The 17,124-nt window shown below is 73.7% G+C and carries 9 protein-coding genes; 6 read left to right on the forward strand and 3 right to left on the reverse strand.

The window, feature by feature from the left end:
* Positions 1–5: 5 nt before the first annotated feature.
* The gene (locus tag HD597_RS37690; protein WP_253748655.1) at positions 6–4,493 is read left to right on the forward strand and encodes a caspase, EACC1-associated type; all 4,488 of its coding nucleotides are present in this window, start codon (positions 6–8) and stop codon (positions 4,491–4,493) included.
* On the opposite strand, the gene HD597_RS37695 is transcribed toward HD597_RS37690, so the two are convergent.
* Positions 4,445–5,956, reverse strand: a complete 1,512-nt coding sequence (locus HD597_RS37695; protein WP_253748657.1) for a glycoside hydrolase family 43 protein — start codon at positions 5,954–5,956, stop codon at positions 4,445–4,447. The genes HD597_RS37690 and HD597_RS37695 overlap by 49 nt on opposite strands.
* 305 nt (positions 5,957–6,261) lie before the next feature.
* Here HD597_RS37695 and HD597_RS37700 point away from each other — a divergent pair, with 305 nt between their 5' ends.
* Complete coding sequence (locus tag HD597_RS37700; protein ID WP_253748659.1) at positions 6,262–7,212, forward strand: DNRLRE domain-containing protein; 951 nt, start codon at positions 6,262–6,264, stop codon at positions 7,210–7,212.
* Between the two features lie 55 nt (positions 7,213–7,267).
* Here the strand turns inward: HD597_RS37700 and HD597_RS37705 are convergent, their stop codons facing one another.
* The gene (locus HD597_RS37705) at positions 7,268–10,174 is read right to left on the reverse strand and encodes an endo-1,4-beta-xylanase (protein ID WP_253748661.1); all 2,907 of its coding nucleotides are present in this window, start codon (positions 10,172–10,174) and stop codon (positions 7,268–7,270) included.
* Between the two features lie 217 nt (positions 10,175–10,391).
* Between HD597_RS37705 and HD597_RS37710 the strand changes: the two genes are divergently transcribed.
* The 4 genes from HD597_RS37710 (at position 10,392) to HD597_RS37725 (ending at position 14,871) form a co-directional block, all read left to right on the forward strand.
* A complete protein-coding gene (locus tag HD597_RS37710; protein ID WP_253748663.1) occupies positions 10,392–12,650 on the forward strand; it encodes a pectinesterase family protein in 2,259 nt (752 codons plus the stop codon).
* A gap of 186 nt (positions 12,651–12,836) precedes the next feature.
* Complete coding sequence (locus HD597_RS37715) at positions 12,837–13,655, forward strand: helix-turn-helix domain-containing protein (RefSeq protein ID WP_253748664.1); 819 nt, start codon at positions 12,837–12,839, stop codon at positions 13,653–13,655.
* Positions 13,656–13,723: 68 nt separating this feature from the next.
* Complete coding sequence (locus tag HD597_RS37720; protein WP_253748665.1) at positions 13,724–14,134, forward strand: SDR family NAD(P)-dependent oxidoreductase; 411 nt, start codon at positions 13,724–13,726, stop codon at positions 14,132–14,134.
* Between the two features lie 11 nt (positions 14,135–14,145).
* Entirely contained in the window at positions 14,146–14,871 is a 726-nt protein-coding gene (locus tag HD597_RS37725; protein WP_253748666.1) for an SDR family oxidoreductase, read from the forward strand.
* A gap of 2 nt (positions 14,872–14,873) precedes the next feature.
* On the opposite strand, the gene HD597_RS37730 is transcribed toward HD597_RS37725, so the two are convergent.
* Positions 14,874–16,991 (reverse strand): ATP-binding protein, encoded by a 2,118-nt coding sequence (locus HD597_RS37730; protein ID WP_253748667.1) that lies wholly within the window; start codon positions 16,989–16,991, stop codon positions 14,874–14,876.
* Between the last annotated feature and the right edge of the window lie 133 nt (positions 16,992–17,124).

Consider the following 17,124-nt stretch of genomic DNA (forward strand, 5'->3'; position numbering starts at 1 on the left):
GCCGGATGACCGAGGACGATTCGACGACGCTCGAGAGGACCCGGGTCGTACGGCCTGTCCGCCGGAACGATCCACCCCTGCTGCTGGCGTCCGAGGGCGCCAGGGTGGTGGTGGCGGGCACCGGCGCGCACCGGCCCTCGTCGCGGCTGCCCCAGGTGCCGGCCGTGCCGGCCACCGTCAACGAGCTCGGGCAGTGCCTGGTCGAGCGGGCGGGCCTGGCCCCGCAACACCTCACCGTGCTGCTCGACCCGGCGACCCCGGCCAACCTGGGCGAGGTGCTGGAGCGGGCGGCCCGCGAGGCCACGAGCGTGCTGATGTTCCACTTCGTCGGGCACGCCCTGTTCGGCCCGGACAACGAGCTGCACCTGGCGACGCGGGCGACGGTGGACCTGGGGCAGGGGGTGCCCGGTTACCAGGCGCTGCCGTACTCGATGGTGCGCCAGATCCTCGGCTCGTCGCGTGCCGAGCACGTCGTGGTGGTGCTCGACTGCTGCTTCACCGGCGGCAACCGGCCGGTGCCCGCCAAGGCCATGGAGCAGACGTTCGACTCCTCCTGGCGCGGCGCGTACGTGCTGACCTCGGCCAGCAAGGACGAGAACTCCTGGGCGCTGCCCGGCGTCCGGCACACGGCGCTCAGCGGAGCGCTGCTCAGGCTGCTGAACGAGGGCGACCCGGCGGGGCCGGCGGCGTTCACGCTGGACCACGTGCACCACCACCTGGCGCGGACGATGCCCGCGGCCGGGTTCCCGCGGCCCCGGAGGCAGGCGGGCGCCACGAAGGACCTGCCGCCGCTCGCGGTCAACCCGGCCCACCAGGGCGAGCGGCGCTCCGGCCCGCCGATGAGCGCGCCGGGCGACCTGAACAGCCCCTACCGGGGGCTGGCCGCGTACGGGCGGGACCAGGCCAGGCTGTTCTCCGGCCGCGAGGAGGCGACCAGGTCGCTGGCCGCGCGGGCCCGGCAGGCGCTCAGGTCGGCGGGGCCGCCGGTGGTCATCGGGTCGCAGGCGTTCGAGGCGGGCGGCCCGCTCGTCGTCACCGGGCCTTCGGGCTGCGGCAAGACGTCGCTGCTGCACGCCGGCCTGGTCCCCGCCCTTCAGGAGGACGTCGGCAGGAGCGTCGTGCTGACGCCCGGCGCGCTGCCGGTGGCCGCGCTGGCGCGCGAGCTGGCGGCGCTGGCCGGCGGCGACCCCGAACGGCTGCGCGCGGTCATCGAGTCGGACCCCGGAGCGGCACGGCGCGGGCTGCCCGCCCGCACGCTCGTGCTGGTGGACCAGTTCGAGGAGCTGTTCACCCTGTGCGGCGACGAGGTGGCCAGGCGGCGCTTCGTGGAGGCGCTGGCCGAGCTGTCCCGCTCGGCCGCCGTGGTGGTCGCCGTGCGCGGCGACTTCTTCGCCCGCTGCGCGGCCTACCCCGGCCTGCTGGAGGCGATGCGGCGGCCCGAGATCGTCGCCCCCATGACCCCGGACGAGCTGCGCCGCGTGATCGAGGAGCCGGCCACCGGCTCCGGGCTCACGCTGGAAGCCGGGCTCACCGAGCTGATCCTGGAGGACCTCCAGGCCCTGTCCGGCGCCGACGACCTGCTGCCCCTGCTGTCGCACGCGCTGCTGGCCACCTGGCAGCGGCGGACGGGCGGGGTGCTCACCATGGCGGGTTACCGCTCGGCGGGCGGCGTCGCGCGGGCGGTGGCCCTGAGCGGCGAGGAGACGCTGCGGCGGCTCGGCGCGGAGTCCGAGCCGGTCGCGCGCGGGCTGCTGGTGCCGCTGGTGCACGTGGACCCGCAGGCAGGAGCCCTGCGGCGGCGCGTCCCCGTCACCGAGCTGAGCTCCGGCGCCGCCTCCGTCGAGGGGCAGGTGCTGGCCGAGTTCGTACGGGCGCGGCTGGTCACGGTGACGGTCACCGACGGCGGCGAGCAGGCGGAGCTGGCGCACGAGGCGCTCGTGCGCGCCTGGCCCCGGCTGGGCAACTGGGCCGAGACCGCGCGGGCCGGGCTGCTCGTACGCCGGCGGCTGGCCGAGGACGCCGAGATGTGGCAGCGGGACGGCCAGGACGCCTCGTACCTGTACACCGACGACCGTCTCGCCACCGCCCAGGCCGCGGTGGCCGGGCTGCCCGCCGCGGGCGCCCCCGCCGCGCAGGCTCCCAGGGCCGGCGCGCCCAGCGACGCGGGCGGCGCGATCACCCCCGTCGAGCGGGGGTTCCTCGACGCGTCCCGCCGCAGGCAGCGCCGGCGCGCCCAGATCACCCGCGGCGCCATCGCCGCCCTCAGCGTGCTCCTCCTCGTGGCCGTCGCCGGCGCCGTCGTGTCGCTCGTCCAGACCAGCGGCGCCACCCGCCTGGCGGGCGAGGCGACCGCCCAGCGCGACCAGGCCCTGTCCCGCCAGGTCGCCGCGGCCGCCGCCGCGACCAGGGACAGCTCGCTCGGCTCGCAGCTCGCGCTGGCCGCCTACCGCCTCTCGGCCACCCCGGAGGCGCGGGGCGCCCTGCTCGGCTCGCTCTCCCGCCCGGTCGGCGCCCGGATGACCGGCCACACCGCCCCCGTCGAGCGGGTGGCCTACCGCCCCGACGGCCGCGTGGCCGTCACCGCCTCGGGCGACACCACCGCCCGGCTGTGGAACGTCGCCGACGCCCTGCGCCCCAAGAGCCTGGGCGTCGTCAAGGGCCACACGGGTGGCGTGCTCGCGGTCGCGTTCAGCAAGAGCGGCAAGGTGCTGGCGACCGGGTCGGCCGACGGCACCGCCCGGCTGTGGGAGGTCTCCGACACGGCCGAGCCGCGCGCCCTGGCCACGCTCAAGGGCCACAAGGAGCAGGTCGGCGCGGTGTCGTTCAGCCCGGAGGGCAACCTGCTCGCCACCTCCTCCACCGACGGCACCATGCGGCTGTGGAACGTCCAGAGCCCGGCCAAGCCCGCCCAGATCTCCGTGGTGACACAGAACTCCGACCCCACCAGGGCCGCCTTCAGCCCGGACGGCCGCCTCGTGGCGCTCGCCTCCACCGGCGGCACGATCAGCCTGCTCGACGTGCGCACCCCCGCGAAGCCGGCCGTCCTGGCCACGCTCACCTCGGCGGAGGGCTCGGTCAGGAGCGTGACGTTCGCGCCGAACGGCCGCTACCTGGCCTCCTCCTCCGCCACCGGCAAGGTGCAGGTCTGGGACGTCACCGCGACCGAGCTGGTCGGCACGGCGAGCGGGCACTCCGGCGCGGTGGACGACGTCGCGTTCAGCCCGGACGGCGCCGTCCTGGCCAGCGCCTCCGCCGACGCCACGGTCCGGCTGTGGAGCGTGGAGAACCCGCGCGAGCCCGAGGGCACCGCCACCCTGGCCGGGTTCCCCGACGCCGTGACGGGCGTGGCCTTCAGCCCGAACGGCCAGAACCTGCTCACCTCCGCCGTCGACGGCGTGGCCCGGCTGTGGAACGTCTCCAACACCTCCCGCACCTCCCCCTTTGCCCGGCTCGGCCTGCACACCGGCCAGGTCAACGGGGTCGCCGTCGCCAAGGGCGGCGGCACGCTGGCCACCGCCTCCGACGACGAGACCGTCAGGCTCTGGAACATCTCGGACCCGGCGGTGGCCACGCCCGAGTCCACGCTGAGCGGGCACACCGAGCAGGTGCGGTCGGTCGCGTTCAACCCCGACGGCACGCGCCTGGTCACGGCCTCCGACGACAGGACGGCCAGGATCTGGGACGTCTCGGAGACGGCGACCCCGAAGCTGCTCGGCACGCTGACGGGTCACACGGACGGCGTGCGCTCGGCCGCGTACAGCCCTGACGGCAAGATGGTGGTGACGACCGGGCGCGACGGCAGGACGCTGCTGTGGAACGTCGCCACCCCGTCCACCCCCGAGCAGCTCGCCACGATCGGCGCCGCCGACAGGCGGGTGAGCACGGCGGTGTTCCGGCCCGACGGCCGGGCGCTGGCGACCGGCTCCGGCACCGGGTCCGTACGGTTGTGGGACGTCTCCAAGCCGGCCGGCCCGCGTGCCCTGGCGTCGTTCGCCGCCGGCGCCGGCAGCGTGCTCGACCTGCGCTTCAGCCGCGACGGCAAGACGCTGGCCACCGCGTCGAGCGACGGCACGGCCCGCCTGTGGGACGTCGCCGCGCCCGCCTCCGCCAAGAAGCTCGCGGACCTGCCCGGCCACTCGGGCGCCGTGTCGGCCGTCGCCTTCAGCGCCGACGACCGCACGCTCGTCACGGCCTCCCAGGACATGACCGTCCAGGTGTGGAACGTCGTCACGCTCTCCAGCCCCACGCTCTGGGCCGTGTTCGCGGGCCGGGGGGCGGCGGCCGACGTGGAGCTGGGCCCCGACGGCACCGTGCTGGCCGCCGCGTCCGGGAGCGCCGCCCAGCTCTGGGGCCTGAACGTGGAGCAGGCGTCCGCGAACGTCTGCGAGGCGTCGGGAACCTCGATCAGCAGGACGGAGTGGGCCCGGTACCTGCCGGGCCGCCCCTACTCGCCGCCCTGTGTCACCGCCACGGCGACACCGTCCGCCAACTGACAGGCCGGGTCCTCGAACACGGCCTCGCAGCCCTCGCCCGCCAGGTCCTGCACCCACAGGCCGACGAACGCGCCGGTGAAGCCGAACGAGCGGATCTGCCCGTCGATGATCTCGTCGGCGTGCTCGTCCGACAGGATCGTGGCGTCCAGCTCGACGGGGATGGCGTGGCCGTCGTACGAGAAGCGCAGGATCGGCCCGTCGAGCTCCAGCTCCAGGCGGCTCGCGGTGCCTGCGGCGGTGAAGTGCACGGTGCGGGCGCCCCGGTCGCTGCCGGTCAGGACGACGCCGTCGGTGGTCAGCGCGAGGTGGTACCAGTTGCGGGAGTTGTAGTAGGCGGTGATCCCGGCCGACTGGTGCACGCTGCCCGGCTCGAACGTCACGCCCGTCCCGAACGTGCACCTGGTGGCCGTCACCCGGCGCGCGACCAGGCTGGGGGCACGCCGCCCGTAAGGTGACTGCCCGCCGCTCACCGTCACCCGGCCGCCCTCGAACCGCACCCAGTCGGGCGAGGCCGGCCGGCGCAGCGTGCTCCATCCCCCGTCGGTGGCGGGCCACGGGTGCGGTTCGAGGGCGGGGGCGGGCACCTCGACGGCCGGCACTCCCCCGGCCACCCGCGGCCAGCCGTCCTCCCACTCGACGCGCTGGATCGCGCTCTCCCTGCCCAGCACGCACCGGCCGCGCGGCGAGTACGGCCGGGCGGCGAGGTGCGCCAGGTACCACTCGCCGCCCTGCGTCCGCACCAGGCACCCGTGCCCGGCCTTCTGCAGCTCCAGGCCGGGGTCGTGGCGCGAGGTGAGCATCGGCCCCGCCGGGTCGGCCTCGTACGGGCCCTCCAGCGAGCGCGAGCGCAGCACGCTCACGCAGTGCTCGTAACCGGTGCCGCCCTCGGCGACCATCAGGTAGTACCAGCCGTCCACCCGGTAGATGTGCGGCCCCTCGGTGACGCTCCGGTTCTCCAGGATGAGCTTCGGCGTGCCGCCGCTCAGGGGTTGCAGCTCGATGCCGGAGAACCCGCGCCCCGGGCGGGAGTCGAAGACCATGTTGAGCAGGTACGCCGTGCCGTCGTCGTCGTGGAAGAGCGCCGCGTCGAACCCGCGCCCCGGCAGCCGCACCGGGTCCGACCAGGGGCCGTCGATGGCCGGCGCGGTGACGAGGTAGTTGGCGACGTCCTTGTAGCCGTGCGCGTAGCTGTCCATCACGCTGTAGACCAGGTGGAACAGGCCGTTGGCGTACGTCAGGTCGGGCGCCCACACGCCGCCCGAGTCGGGCACGCCGGACAGGTCGAGCAGCCTGCGCCCGGTCAGGACGCCGCCCAGGGGCCGCCAGTTGACCAGGTCGCGCGAGTGGTGCACGAGCACGCCGGGACACCACTCGAACGTCGAGGTGGCGAGGTAGTAGTCGGCTCCGACGCGCAGGATGGACGGGTCCGGGTGAAAGCCTGGCAGGACGGGGTTGTGGATCATCGGTTCTCCATCCCAGATCTTCATGCCTGAACCCTGCCAGAGCCGTGACCGGCACCACATCCCGGGTGCCCGGGTCACACTCCGGCCCCCGCGCGTCTCCTGTACGGCGACACATCACCCCTGCAGGAAGGGCGCGTTGACGCCATGTCCGAGATTCCTGCATCTCCACCTACGCCAGCGGGGCCGTCCGCATGGTGCGCGCGCATCAGATCATCGCCATTACCGAAAACGATCTTTACTTCCCGTCATCTCCCGTGTGATCATCGTTTCCGTTTTGCCCCGCCAGACGGAAAGGCAGGATGAACATGCGAGTCTTCGCGTCCCGATTACGCGCCCTGCGTCACACCGCGCTGATCGCCGCGCTGGCGCTTCCCCTCATCGCGACCCCCGCCCAGGCCGGGGCCTCCTCCACCACGGTCTCCCTGCCGGTGCGCACCGACACCTGGATCGACGACCAGGGCGGCACGGGCCCCTACGGCACGACCCTGTGGGCGGGCCGCTACAACACCGCCAACGAGCGCACGTACCTGGACTTCGACACCTCGTCCCTGGCGGGCAGGCAGATCACCGCCGCGACGCTGAAGCTGAGCGCCACCGCCGCCATCGGCTGCGGCGACGACGCCTCCGGCATCGTGGCCCAGCAGATCACCTCACCGTGGACCGCCGCCACGCTGACCTGGGGCAACAAGCCGGCCTCCACGGCCACCGGGCAGGTCACGGCACGCGACCCCGCCGGTTGCGAGGAGGAGGACCCGCCCTCCAGCGGCACGTGGGCGTGGAACGTGACGGCGATCGCGCAGGCGTGGGCGTCCGGGCAGGCGGGCAACGGGCTCGTGCTCCGCGGGGCCGACGAGTCGCCCAACGCCCCGCTGTACGACCGCGGCTGGCAGTCGGCGGAGGCGCCGCAGCCGCCGGTGCTGGAGGTGACGTACGAGGGCGGCGGCGGCCCGGGGCCTGACACCACGCCGCCGGCCGTGCTGAGCACCGATCCGGCGGCCGGCGCCACCGGGGTTCCGGCGGACGTCCAGATCAGGGTGACGTTCAGCGAGCCGGTCGACGACGTCCGATTCCGGCTGGACAACCTGCTGATCGGCGAGCCCGAGCCCGGCTCCGCCGCCTTGAGCGCCGACGGCAGGCAGCTCACCTTCACGCCTGAGTACGAGCTGTGGGGCGAGTACGGCGCCGAGGTCGAGGCCACGGACCTGGCGGGCAACACCATGACGGCCCCGTACGGCTGGGTCTTCGAAGCCTCGTGAGCGCGTGCGCGGCCTGCCACGGCCTCGGGACGGACGTGGCAGGCCGGTGCGGGCCTCATCCGGCCAGGCGGAGCACGCCCCAGTGGCTGGTGTCGAGGTAGCTGCGGCCGGTCGCGTCGCTCCAGGTCGCCGCGCTCGTCCTGGCGCCGCCCGTCGCGTCGTTGACCTGGACGTCGAAGCCCAGCAGCGTCCCCTCCTCCAGGGTGATCGTGGGCAGCGCGATGGCCGCCTCCACCACGTAACCGCCGGGCACCGTCACGGCCGCCGCGCGCACGTTGTCCTTGACGCCCGCCGCGTCGAACGTGCCGCCCACGGTGATCCGGCCGGAGAAGCTCACCCGGTACTGGCCGTCGTCGTCCTCGTAGCCCTTGGTCTTGCCGTTCCCCGGATCCACGAAGATCTCCACGGAGTCCTGCTCCCACGGGTTCGCGGACTCCTCGCTCAGCGCGGGGTCGGTGACCTGGGCCAGGACGTACAGGGTCGAGCCCGACCAGAGGGAGCGGACCTTGGCGGTGGCGCCCGAGGCGCCCTGGATCCAGGTCCCGGTGCGGATCTCGGGCACGCCCTGCCACAGCCGGTCCACGGCGCCGTCGAGGACGGGGGCCGGGCGGCGCGGGGCGGTGGCGCGCTTGACGGCGGGGACGGGCGTGAGCTCGCCCGTCCAGGTGGTCCGCGTGCCGCGGTCGCGCACCGCCACCTCGACGTCGGTGCCGCTGCCGAGCAGCGCCTCCACGCGGTAGCCGGTGGCGGTGCGGCGCGCGCCGGGCGAGGTCCGGCCGAGGGTGCGCGAGCGGCCGTCCACGGTGAAGGTGACCCGGTCGTCCGCGGAGACGGTCGGGTCCGTCACCTCGGCCAGGACGTACAGGCCGGCGGCGGAGGAGCGGGCCTGGAAGCCGGCCGAGACGTCGCCGACGCGGGCGAGCGGCGCGTCCGGCAGCAGGTCCCACTCCAGGTCGCGCTTGCCGTCCACCTTGACGACCGCGGCGGGCGCCTCCAGCCTGCGCACCAGCGGGTCCAGCTTCGACGGGTCCACGACGCCCCAGTACGCGGGCTTGGCCTGAAGGTCGTCGTCGAAGAGCAGCGGCGCGTTGAGCCGCGGGATCGGCCAGGAGCGCAGCCAGCTCACGTCGTCCGACTCGCCCCACACGGTGACCGAGCTCAGCCGCCCGGCCTGCCGGCGGAAGACGTCGAACAGCTCCTTGTACCGGTGCCCCTGCTGGACGAGCAGCTCGGGCGGGATCGTGTCGTAGGTGGAGACGAAGTCGGTGTAGACGCTCACGTCCAGCTCGGTGACCTGCTGGTCCAGGCCGAGCGTGGCGAAGCGCTCGATGGTGGCCTCGACCTCGGAGGCCGGCGGGTGCTCGATGTTGAGGTGGAGCTGGTGACCGACGCCGTCGATCGGCACGCCCTCGGCCTTGAGCTGCTGGACCAGCTTGTACAGGGCCTCGCGCTTGCGCGGGAACTCGGTGTTGTAGTCGTTGATGAACAGCTTGGCGTCCGGGTCGGCCTCGCGCGCGACGCGGAAGGCGGTGCGGATGAAGTCGAGCCCGGCGATCTGGTACCACGGGGAGCGGCGCAGCCCGTCCGGCTGGTTCTCGTCCACGACCTCGTTGACCACGTCCCAGACCGCGATCCGGCCCTTGTAGCGGGTGACGAGCGTGCGCACGTGCCGCTCCAGGCGCTGCAGCAGCACCTCCTTGGTGGCGTTCTCGAACACCCAGGCGGGGGTCTGGCTGTGCCAGGCGAGGGTGTGGCCGCGCACGGTCATGCCGTGCTCGGTGGCGAAGTCCACCAGGTGGTCGCCGTCGGTGAAGGTGAACTCCCCTTCGCGGGGCTCGGTGGCGTCCCACTTGAGCTCGTTGCCGGGGGTGACGCCGTTGAAGTGCTTGGCGAGCAGCTCGCCGTGCACGCCGAGCGTCTCGGGCCGGGTGAAGGCCGAGCCCATGGTGAACGGCACCTCGTCCTTGAGGGAGGGGAGGCCGGTCTGGATGGGCTTGGGCTCGACGTGGGTCATCGTGAAGTCGTCGAGGTGGAAGGGGAAGGTGCCGGTGTCGGACTCGACGTAGAGGCTGAGGAAGTCCACGTCGTGGGCCAGCGTGTACGTGCCCGCGAGCTGGACCCACTCCCCTACGGGCACGTCCTTGGGCGCGACGACGCGCTCGTAGCTGGGGGTGCCGCCGGTGCGGCGCTCGATCGAGAGGCCGAGCCTGCCGGACGGGGTGTCGGGGCCGAGCCGGACCCAGGCCGACAGGGCGTACTTGTCGCCCTTGCCCATGCGGCCGAGCACGTTCAGGGCGGGGCCGTCCCAGGAGGCGGAGCGGCCGGTGACGGCCAGGCCCCCGGCGCCCCCGTGGGCGGTCGGCTCGACCGCGAGGGCCGCGGAGGCGCGCGGCGACCAGTCCTGTGCGGTGCCGTCCTCGAAGTCGCTGGTGATCGGCTCGCGGGTGGGGTCGCCGAGCGGGCTCAGGACGATGTCGTCCAGGTAGTACCGGGAGGTGGCGTCGGAGCTCTCGACGTAGAGCTGCACGTCGGTGGACTCGGCGGTGAACTGGTAGCCGCCCGACAGCCGCACCCACGCGCCATCGGTGACGGTGGCGGCCGCAACCCGCTCGTAGGTGGTCTCGCCGCCGGTCGGCGTGCGCTGCACGGTCATCGCGATCGTGCTCGCGGGTTGCCCCGCGGCCAGCCTGGCGTACGCGGTGACGGTGTAGCCGACGCCCCTGACGAAGGGGCCGGCGATGGACGCGCCGTGCCAGGTGGCGGTCCTGCCGCTCACCGCGAGGCCGCCCGATCCCCCTCGCGCCGCCTCCGGCGTCACCGTGACGGAGACGCCGTCGCCACGCGGCCCCCAGCCCTGGGCGGTGCCGCCCTCGAAGTCGTACGTGAGGTCGGCCGCGTGCGCCGGAAGCACCGGCACCAGGCATAACAGGGCGACGACCACCAGGGCTCGAAGGGTGCGCACAGTGCTCCTACGGCATCCGGGATGAAAGTTTCAGCGAATCCCCGATAAGTATCAGGCGGACTGTAGAGCCGACGCGATGACGGGTCAACAGTCCCTCCCTTCACTGCAATCGCTTGTTGCAGGGCGAGTGCAGTTTCACTGCAGATCATTGACGTGGTGAGGGGATTGAGCGAACGTTTCATGCAACCGATTGCCGCACTCCGTCAAGGCTGCGCACATGCGACTTCTGTTACTCCCCCCAGTGATCGCCCTGACAGTGATCGCGTCCATGACCCCCGCGGCCACGGCCGCGACCCGCGCCACCATCGTCGTGGCCGCCGACGGCTCGGGCGACCACCCGACCGTCCAGGACGCCGTGAACGCCGTGCCCTCGGGCAACACCCGGCCGGTCACCATCCTGGTCCGCAAGGGCACCTACAAGCAGCAGGTGGTCGTCCCCGCCGACAAACCGCACATCACGCTCGCCGGCGACACCCGCGACCCGCGCGAGGTGGTGCTCACCTTCGACGCCTCGGCGGCCACGCAGAAGCCGGACGGCTCCGGCCCGTACGGCACCTCGGGCAGCGCCTCGTACGTGATCAGCGCCCCCGACTTCACCGCCCGCAACCTCACCTTCGAGAACTCCTACGACGAGGCCGCGAACGGCAACAGCCAGGCCGTCGCCGTCAGGACGACGGGCGACCGCCAGGTGTACGACAACGTCAGGTTCCTCGGCAACCAGGACACCCTGTACGCCAACACCGGCTCGGCCGCCACCTTCGCCCGGCAGTACTTCCACAACTGCTACGTAGAGGGCGACGTCGACTTCATCTTCGGCCGGGCCACGGCGGTGTTCGACCGCTGCGTGATCAAGGCGCTGAGCCGGGGCAGCACGGACAACAACGGCTACGTCACCGCCGCCAGCACCGAGATCGGCAACCCGTACGGGTTCCTGATCCACCGCAGCCACCTGGTCAGCGACGCGCCCGCCCGCACGTTCCACCTGGGCCGCCCGTGGCCGGCCGGCGGCTCGCTCACGGCGCGCGGCCAGGTGCTGGTGCGGGAGTCGTGGCTGGGCCAGCAGTTCAAGGACGCGCCCTGGACCGACATGTCTGGCCTGAACTGGCGCGAGGCCCGCCTGTCCGAGTACCGCAACCACGGCCCCGGCTCGACCGTCAACGACGACCGCCCGCAGCTCACCGCGGCGCAGGCCAGGGCGTACACGCCGGAGAGGTACCTGGCCGGCGCCGACGGCTGGAACCCGCTGCGCCGGCCGGGCCCCGCGCCCAGGCCCGAGCCCGGCCGCCAGGTGCTGCCGCGCGACGACGGCTGGGCCGCGGCCACGACTGGCACGACGGGCGGCTCGGCCGCCCGCCCCGAGGACGTGCACGTCGTCTCGACCAGGGCGGAGCTCCTGGCCGCGCTGGGGAGCCCGGCCGACAACACCCCGAGGATCGTCTACGTCAAGGGCGCCGTCGACGCCGACACCGACGCCGCGGGCAACCCGCTGACCTGCGACGACTACGCCGTGAACGGCTACAGCCTGCCCGCCTACCTGGCCGCCTACGACCCCGCAGTCTGGGGCAGGACCAGTGTCCCCTCGGGGCCGCTGGAGGAGGCCCGCAAGGCGTCGTACGCCAGGATGGCCGAGCACGTCACGGTCACCATCGGGTCCAACGTCACGCTGATGGGCCTGGGCAGGGACGCCGCGCTGAAGAGCTTCGGCCTGCGGATCAGCAACGCCGACAACGTCATCGTGCGCAACCTGACCATCACCGACACCTCAGACTGCTTCCCGCAGTGGGACCCGACCGACGGCGCCGAGGGCAACTGGAACGCCTCCTTCGACAACGTGGAGGTCTCCGGCTCCACCCACGTGTGGCTGGACCACAACACGCTCAACGACGGCGACAACCCCGACTCGGGCCAGCCGCTGTACTTCGGCCGGCCCTACCAGGTGCACGACGGGCTGCTCGACGTCGTACGCGGCTCCAACTACGTGACGCTGTCCTGGAACCACCTCAGCGGCCACGACAAGGTGACGCTGATCGGCAACACCGACAGCCCCACCCGGTACGGCGAGGAGGACAAGCTCAAGGTCACCCTGCACCACAACTACTTCGAAGCGCTCGGCCAGCGCACGCCCCGGGTCCGGTTCGGGCAGGTGCACGTGTACAACAACTACTACAGGGGCGGCCCGGAGCACGGTTACAGCATCGGCGTGGGCTTCGGCTCCAAGGTGTACGCCGAGAGCAACGCCTTCGACGGGATCGCGGCGGCGAAGGTGCTGACGGTGTTCAACGGCACGGCGATCACGGCGAAGGACAACCTCGTGGACGGCGTGGCGACCGACGTGGTGGCCGCGTACAACGAGGCCAACGGCACGGCGCTGGGCACGGACGCGGGCTGGACCCCGACGCCGGCCCCCCGCGTGCACCCCGCCAAGGCGCTGAGACACCTGGTGCCGGCGGGCGCGGGCGCTGGTCGCCTGCGCTGATCGGACCCCGGCGGCGGGCGGCCCCTCACCGGCTCCCACCTGGGCCGCCCGCCCTCGGTCCGCCGGATGACGGAACCGTCGTGGTCGATGAGGTGGAGGACACCTTCCGCGACCGTCCGAAGGTGGGTGTATCCCACCCTGCTTGAGGACTCTTTCCTGTCCTCATCCTCGCCTAGCCTCGAAGGCATGGACACGGACAACCTGCTCGGCCAGTTCCTGCGAGCCCGCCGCGAGCTCCTCCAGCCGGAGGACCTCGGCATGCCCGCCGGCGCCCGGCGGCGGGTGCTGGGGCTGCGCCGCGAGGAGGTCGCGCAGCTCGCCGGGGTCAGCACGGACTACTACGTCCGCCTGGAGCAGGGCCGCGAGCGCCACCCGTCGGCCCAGGTGGTCGACGCGCTGGCCAGGGCGCTGGAGCTGGAGGAGGACGCGGCCACGCACCTGCACCGGCTCTCCCGCCCGGCCCCCGCCAGGCGGCGCCCGCGCCCCCGGCGCGAGCAGGTCGGCCCCGGCCTGGTCCGCATGATGGCGGCCTGGCCCCACACCCCCGCCGTCGTCCTGGGCCGGTGCCTGACCGTGCTGGCCGCCAACCCGCTCGGCAGGGCGCTGTTCGACGGCCACGCCTACAGTGACGACCTGGTCCGGCTGGTGTTCCTCGACCCGGACGCCCGCGAGTTCTACCCCGACTGGGACCGGGTGGCGGTCAGCACCGTCGGCGGGCTGCGCTCCGCCGCCGGCACCGACTACGACGACCCGCGGCTCGTCGAGGTCGTCGGCGAGCTGTCGCTGAAGAGCGAGACCTTCCGCAGGCTGTGGGCCCGCCACGACATCCGCCAGAAGACCCACGAGACCAAGCGCTTCCGCCACCCGCTGGTGGGCCCGCTGACCCTGCACTACGAGTCGCTGACCGTGAACAGCGCACCCGGCCAGCAGCTCGTCGTCTACCAGGCCGACCCCGGCAGCCCGTCGGAAGAGGCGCTGTCCCTGCTGGGCAGCCTCACGGCCTGACCCGCACACCTCTCTGAGCGCGCGGCGCACGTCCGCCGGCGCGCCATCTCACCATGCCCTGGAGGGACATGACTCCCGTCTGGTTCATCACCGGCTGCTCGACCGGCCTCGGCCGGGCCCTGGCCACCGCCGTCCTGGAGCGCGGCCTGCGCGCCGTGGTCACCGCCCGCAAGCAGGCCGAGCGGGCGGCCGAGCAGGCGGAGGCCGCCTTCGGCCGCATCGACGTCCTGGTCAACAACGCCCGCCGCTCCGGTCACGTCGTCAGCGTCTCCTCGCTCGGCGGCCTGGCCGCGTTCGGCGCCACCGGCTACCACCACGCCACCAAGTTCGCCGTGGAGGGGCTGTCGGAGTCGCTGGCGGCCGAGGTCGGGCCGCTCGGCATCGGGGTGACGATCGTGGAGCCGGCGGCGTTCCGTACGAACTGGTCCGGCCCGTCCATGCGCCGGTCGCGGACGGTCATCGACGACTACCCCGCCTAGGAGCGAACACCATGGAGAGCAAGGTCGTCCTGATCACCGGCGCGAGCAGCGGCATCGGCCGGGCCACCGCACTGCGCCTGGCCCGCGAGGGCCACCACGTGGTGCTCGGCGCCCGCCGCGAGGACCGGCTCGCCGAGACCGCCGCGGCCATCGAGGCCGCCGGCGGCAAGGCCGACGTGCGGCGGCTCGACGTGACCGACCGCGCGGACGTGGCCGCGTTCGCCGACGCCGCCGCCGAGCGGCACGGCCGGATCGACGTCCTGATCGGCAACGCGGGCGTGATGCCGCTGTCCCGGCTGGACGCGCTGCTGGTCGAGGAGTGGGACCGGATGATCGACGTCAACGTCCGCGGCCTGCTGTACGGGATCGCCGCCGCGCTGCCGCACTTCCAGCGGCGGGGCGAGGGGCATTTCATCACCGTGGCCTCCATCGGCGCCCACCAGGTGTCGCCGACGGCGGCGGTCTACTGCGGCACGAAGTACGCCGCCTGGGCGATCACCGAGGGGCTGCGCCAGGAGCTCGACCCGGGCATCCGCGTCACCACCGTCTCGCCGGGCGTGGTGGAGTCGGAGCTGGCCGAGAGCATCAGCGACCCCGTCGCGCGGGAGGCCATGCGCACCTACCGGGCCGAGTCCATCCCGCCGGACAGCATCGCCGAGGCCATCTCGTACGCGATGGCCCAGCCGGCCGGCGTGGACGTCAACGAGCTGGTCGTCCGCCCGGCCAGGCAGCGCTGAGGTCAGCCGAGCCCGTTGGGCAGGCCCTCGCCCTCCGGCTCCAGCGCGTAGGCGATGCCCGCGTCGATGTCGCTGTCGAACCCGGTGCGGTAGGCCACCACGAAGGCGTTGTCGCCGAGCAGGTCGCGGGCTCCCGCCTCGCACGCCTTCCTGGCCGCCACCAGGGCGGGCACGCTGGCCTGCGCCTGGCCGTGGGTGCTCCAGATCCGCTGCGCCAGCCCGAGCAGCCGCGCCGCGCGCTGCGCCCGGCCGGCCGCGCCCGCCGCCAGGGCGAGCAGGTCCACCGTCAGGCCGATGCCGAAGCTGTCGTGCAGCCGCCGCTTGGTCCGCAGGGCGGCCTGCCCGTAGGTGACGGCCAGGTCGAGGTGCCCGGCGCCCAGCTCGGCCTGGCCGCGCAGGAAGTCGCCGTGGGAGCGCATCGACTGCTCGCCGCACCGGTCGCACAGCGTGCGCGCGTCCTCCAGCACCGCGACGGCCTCGGTGATCCGGCCGTCCACGGTGAGGGCGTGCGCCCGGCAGTAGAGCCCGACCAGCCTGGCGATGGTGAGCGGCTCGTCGGCCCACCGGCTCGCGTAGGCGGGCTCCGACTCGGCCATGGCCTGGATCAGGTTGCCGCGGATCACCCCGGCCATCGCCCTGAGCGCCCTGACGCAGCTCACCGCGTACGCGTCGCCGGCGCCCGCGGCGAGCTCGATCTCGGCAGCCCTGGCCTCGGCGGCGTCCGCGTCGCCCTGCGTGGCCGCCAGGTGGCCGTCGGACCACAGGGCCTGCACGAGCGCCGGGCCCGGCCGGGTGTCCAGGTCGAGGGCCTGCCGCAGGTAGTGGCGGCCCTCCTTGGCGTAGCCGCAGCCGTACCAGAAGAACGCCAGCGTGCCGGCCAGCTCCAGCGCGGGCAGGCCGTCCTTGGCGCCGAGCGCCACCTCCAGGGCGGCACGCAGGTTGTCGTGCTCGCCGATCATGCGGTCGTACCAGGAGATCTGGCCGGGGCCGAGCCAGCCGGCGGCGCCCCGCGTGGCCAGCGACAGGTAGTGCTCGCGGTGGCGCTGCTTGAAACGCTCCTCCTCGCCGAGGTGGCGCAGCCAGCCCGCGCCGTACTCGCGCAGCGTGTCGAGCATCCGGTAGCGCTCGCCCGCGCCCGTCGGCAGCCAGGTCAGGATCGACTCGTCGGCCAGCGCGTCGAGCAGCAGCCCGATGTCGGCCTCCGGCAGCCGCTCGTCGGCGCAGACCGCGCGCACGGCCTCGGCGTCGAAGTCGCCGGCGAACACCGACAACCGCGCCCACAGCAGCCGCTCGGCGGGCTCGCACAGCTCGTGGCTCCACCCGATGGCGGTGCGCAGCGCCTGGTGCCAGGGCGGGCCGGCCGTGGCGGCCGGGTCGTCCTCCAGCGCCGAGAACCGGTCGTCGAGCCGGTCGGCCAGGCGCGCGACGGGCAGCTCGCGCAGCCGCGCCGCGGCCAGCTCGATGGCCAGCGGGAGGCCCTCCAGCCGCCGGCACAGGCGGCCGACGGCCTCCTGGTCCTGGTCGGCGAGGTCGAAGCCGGGCACGGTCTCGGCGGCGCGCTCGGCCAGCAGCGACACCGCGTCACCGATGGCGGGCCCCGTGGACCCGGCGGGCGGCACCGGCAGCGGCTCGACCACGAACACCAGCTCGCCCGGCGCCTCCAGCGGGCGGCGGCTGGTGGCCAGCACGCGCAGCCCCGGCACGGCGTCGAGCAGCGTGGTGACCGTCGCCGAGCAGGGCCCGACGAGGTGCTCGCAGGTGTCGAGGACGAGCAGGACCTCCCGGCCGTACAGGTGCTCGGCCAGCACCTCCACCATCGGCCGGGTGGTCTGGTCGGTGAGCCGGAGCGCCTCGGCGATGGCGTGCGGCAGCAGCGAGCCGTCGACCAGCGGCGACAGCTCCACGAGCCAGGCGCCACCGCCGAACTCGGGCCGCAGGTCGGCGGCGGCGCGCAGGGCCAGGCGGGACTTGCCGACGCCGCCCACGCCGGTGAGGGTCACCAGCCGGGACCGCCGGCACGCGCGGCGCACCTGGTCGAGCTCACCACGGCGCCCGATGAGGCTGGTCAGCTCCGCCGGGAGGTTGCCTGCCTGCCACTTGCCTGCCATCGCGATCGCCACCCATCGGCTGAAGTTGTGACAGCAGCTTGCCTGACTCTGCCGTGCTCCGTCACTAAAAGTGAGAAAGTAACTACCGCTGCTGGACGTGATGGTGCGCCCGAGCCGTGGGTGACGTCAAGCTCGGGCGCGGATC

Origin of the sequence: Nonomuraea thailandensis (genome assembly GCF_024172165.1) — a bacterium.
Lineage (GTDB): Bacteria > Actinomycetota > Actinomycetes > Streptosporangiales > Streptosporangiaceae > Nonomuraea > Nonomuraea thailandensis.

What these genes read in the sequence shown, in the direction of transcription:
- HD597_RS37690 (WP_253748655.1), top strand. Translation starts at nt 6, where the DNA reads ATGACCGAGGACGATTCGACGACGCTCGAGAGGACCCGGGTCGTACGG.
- HD597_RS37695 (WP_253748657.1), bottom strand. Translation starts at nt 5,956, where the DNA reads ATGATCCACAACCCCGTCCTGCCAGGCTTTCACCCGGACCCGTCCATC.
- HD597_RS37700 (WP_253748659.1), top strand. Translation starts at nt 6,262, where the DNA reads ATGCGAGTCTTCGCGTCCCGATTACGCGCCCTGCGTCACACCGCGCTG.
- HD597_RS37710 (WP_253748663.1), top strand. Translation starts at nt 10,392, where the DNA reads ATGCGACTTCTGTTACTCCCCCCAGTGATCGCCCTGACAGTGATCGCG.
- HD597_RS37715 (WP_253748664.1), top strand. Translation starts at nt 12,837, where the DNA reads ATGGACACGGACAACCTGCTCGGCCAGTTCCTGCGAGCCCGCCGCGAG.
- HD597_RS37720 (WP_253748665.1), top strand. Translation starts at nt 13,724, where the DNA reads ATGACTCCCGTCTGGTTCATCACCGGCTGCTCGACCGGCCTCGGCCGG.
- HD597_RS37725 (WP_253748666.1), top strand. Translation starts at nt 14,146, where the DNA reads ATGGAGAGCAAGGTCGTCCTGATCACCGGCGCGAGCAGCGGCATCGGC.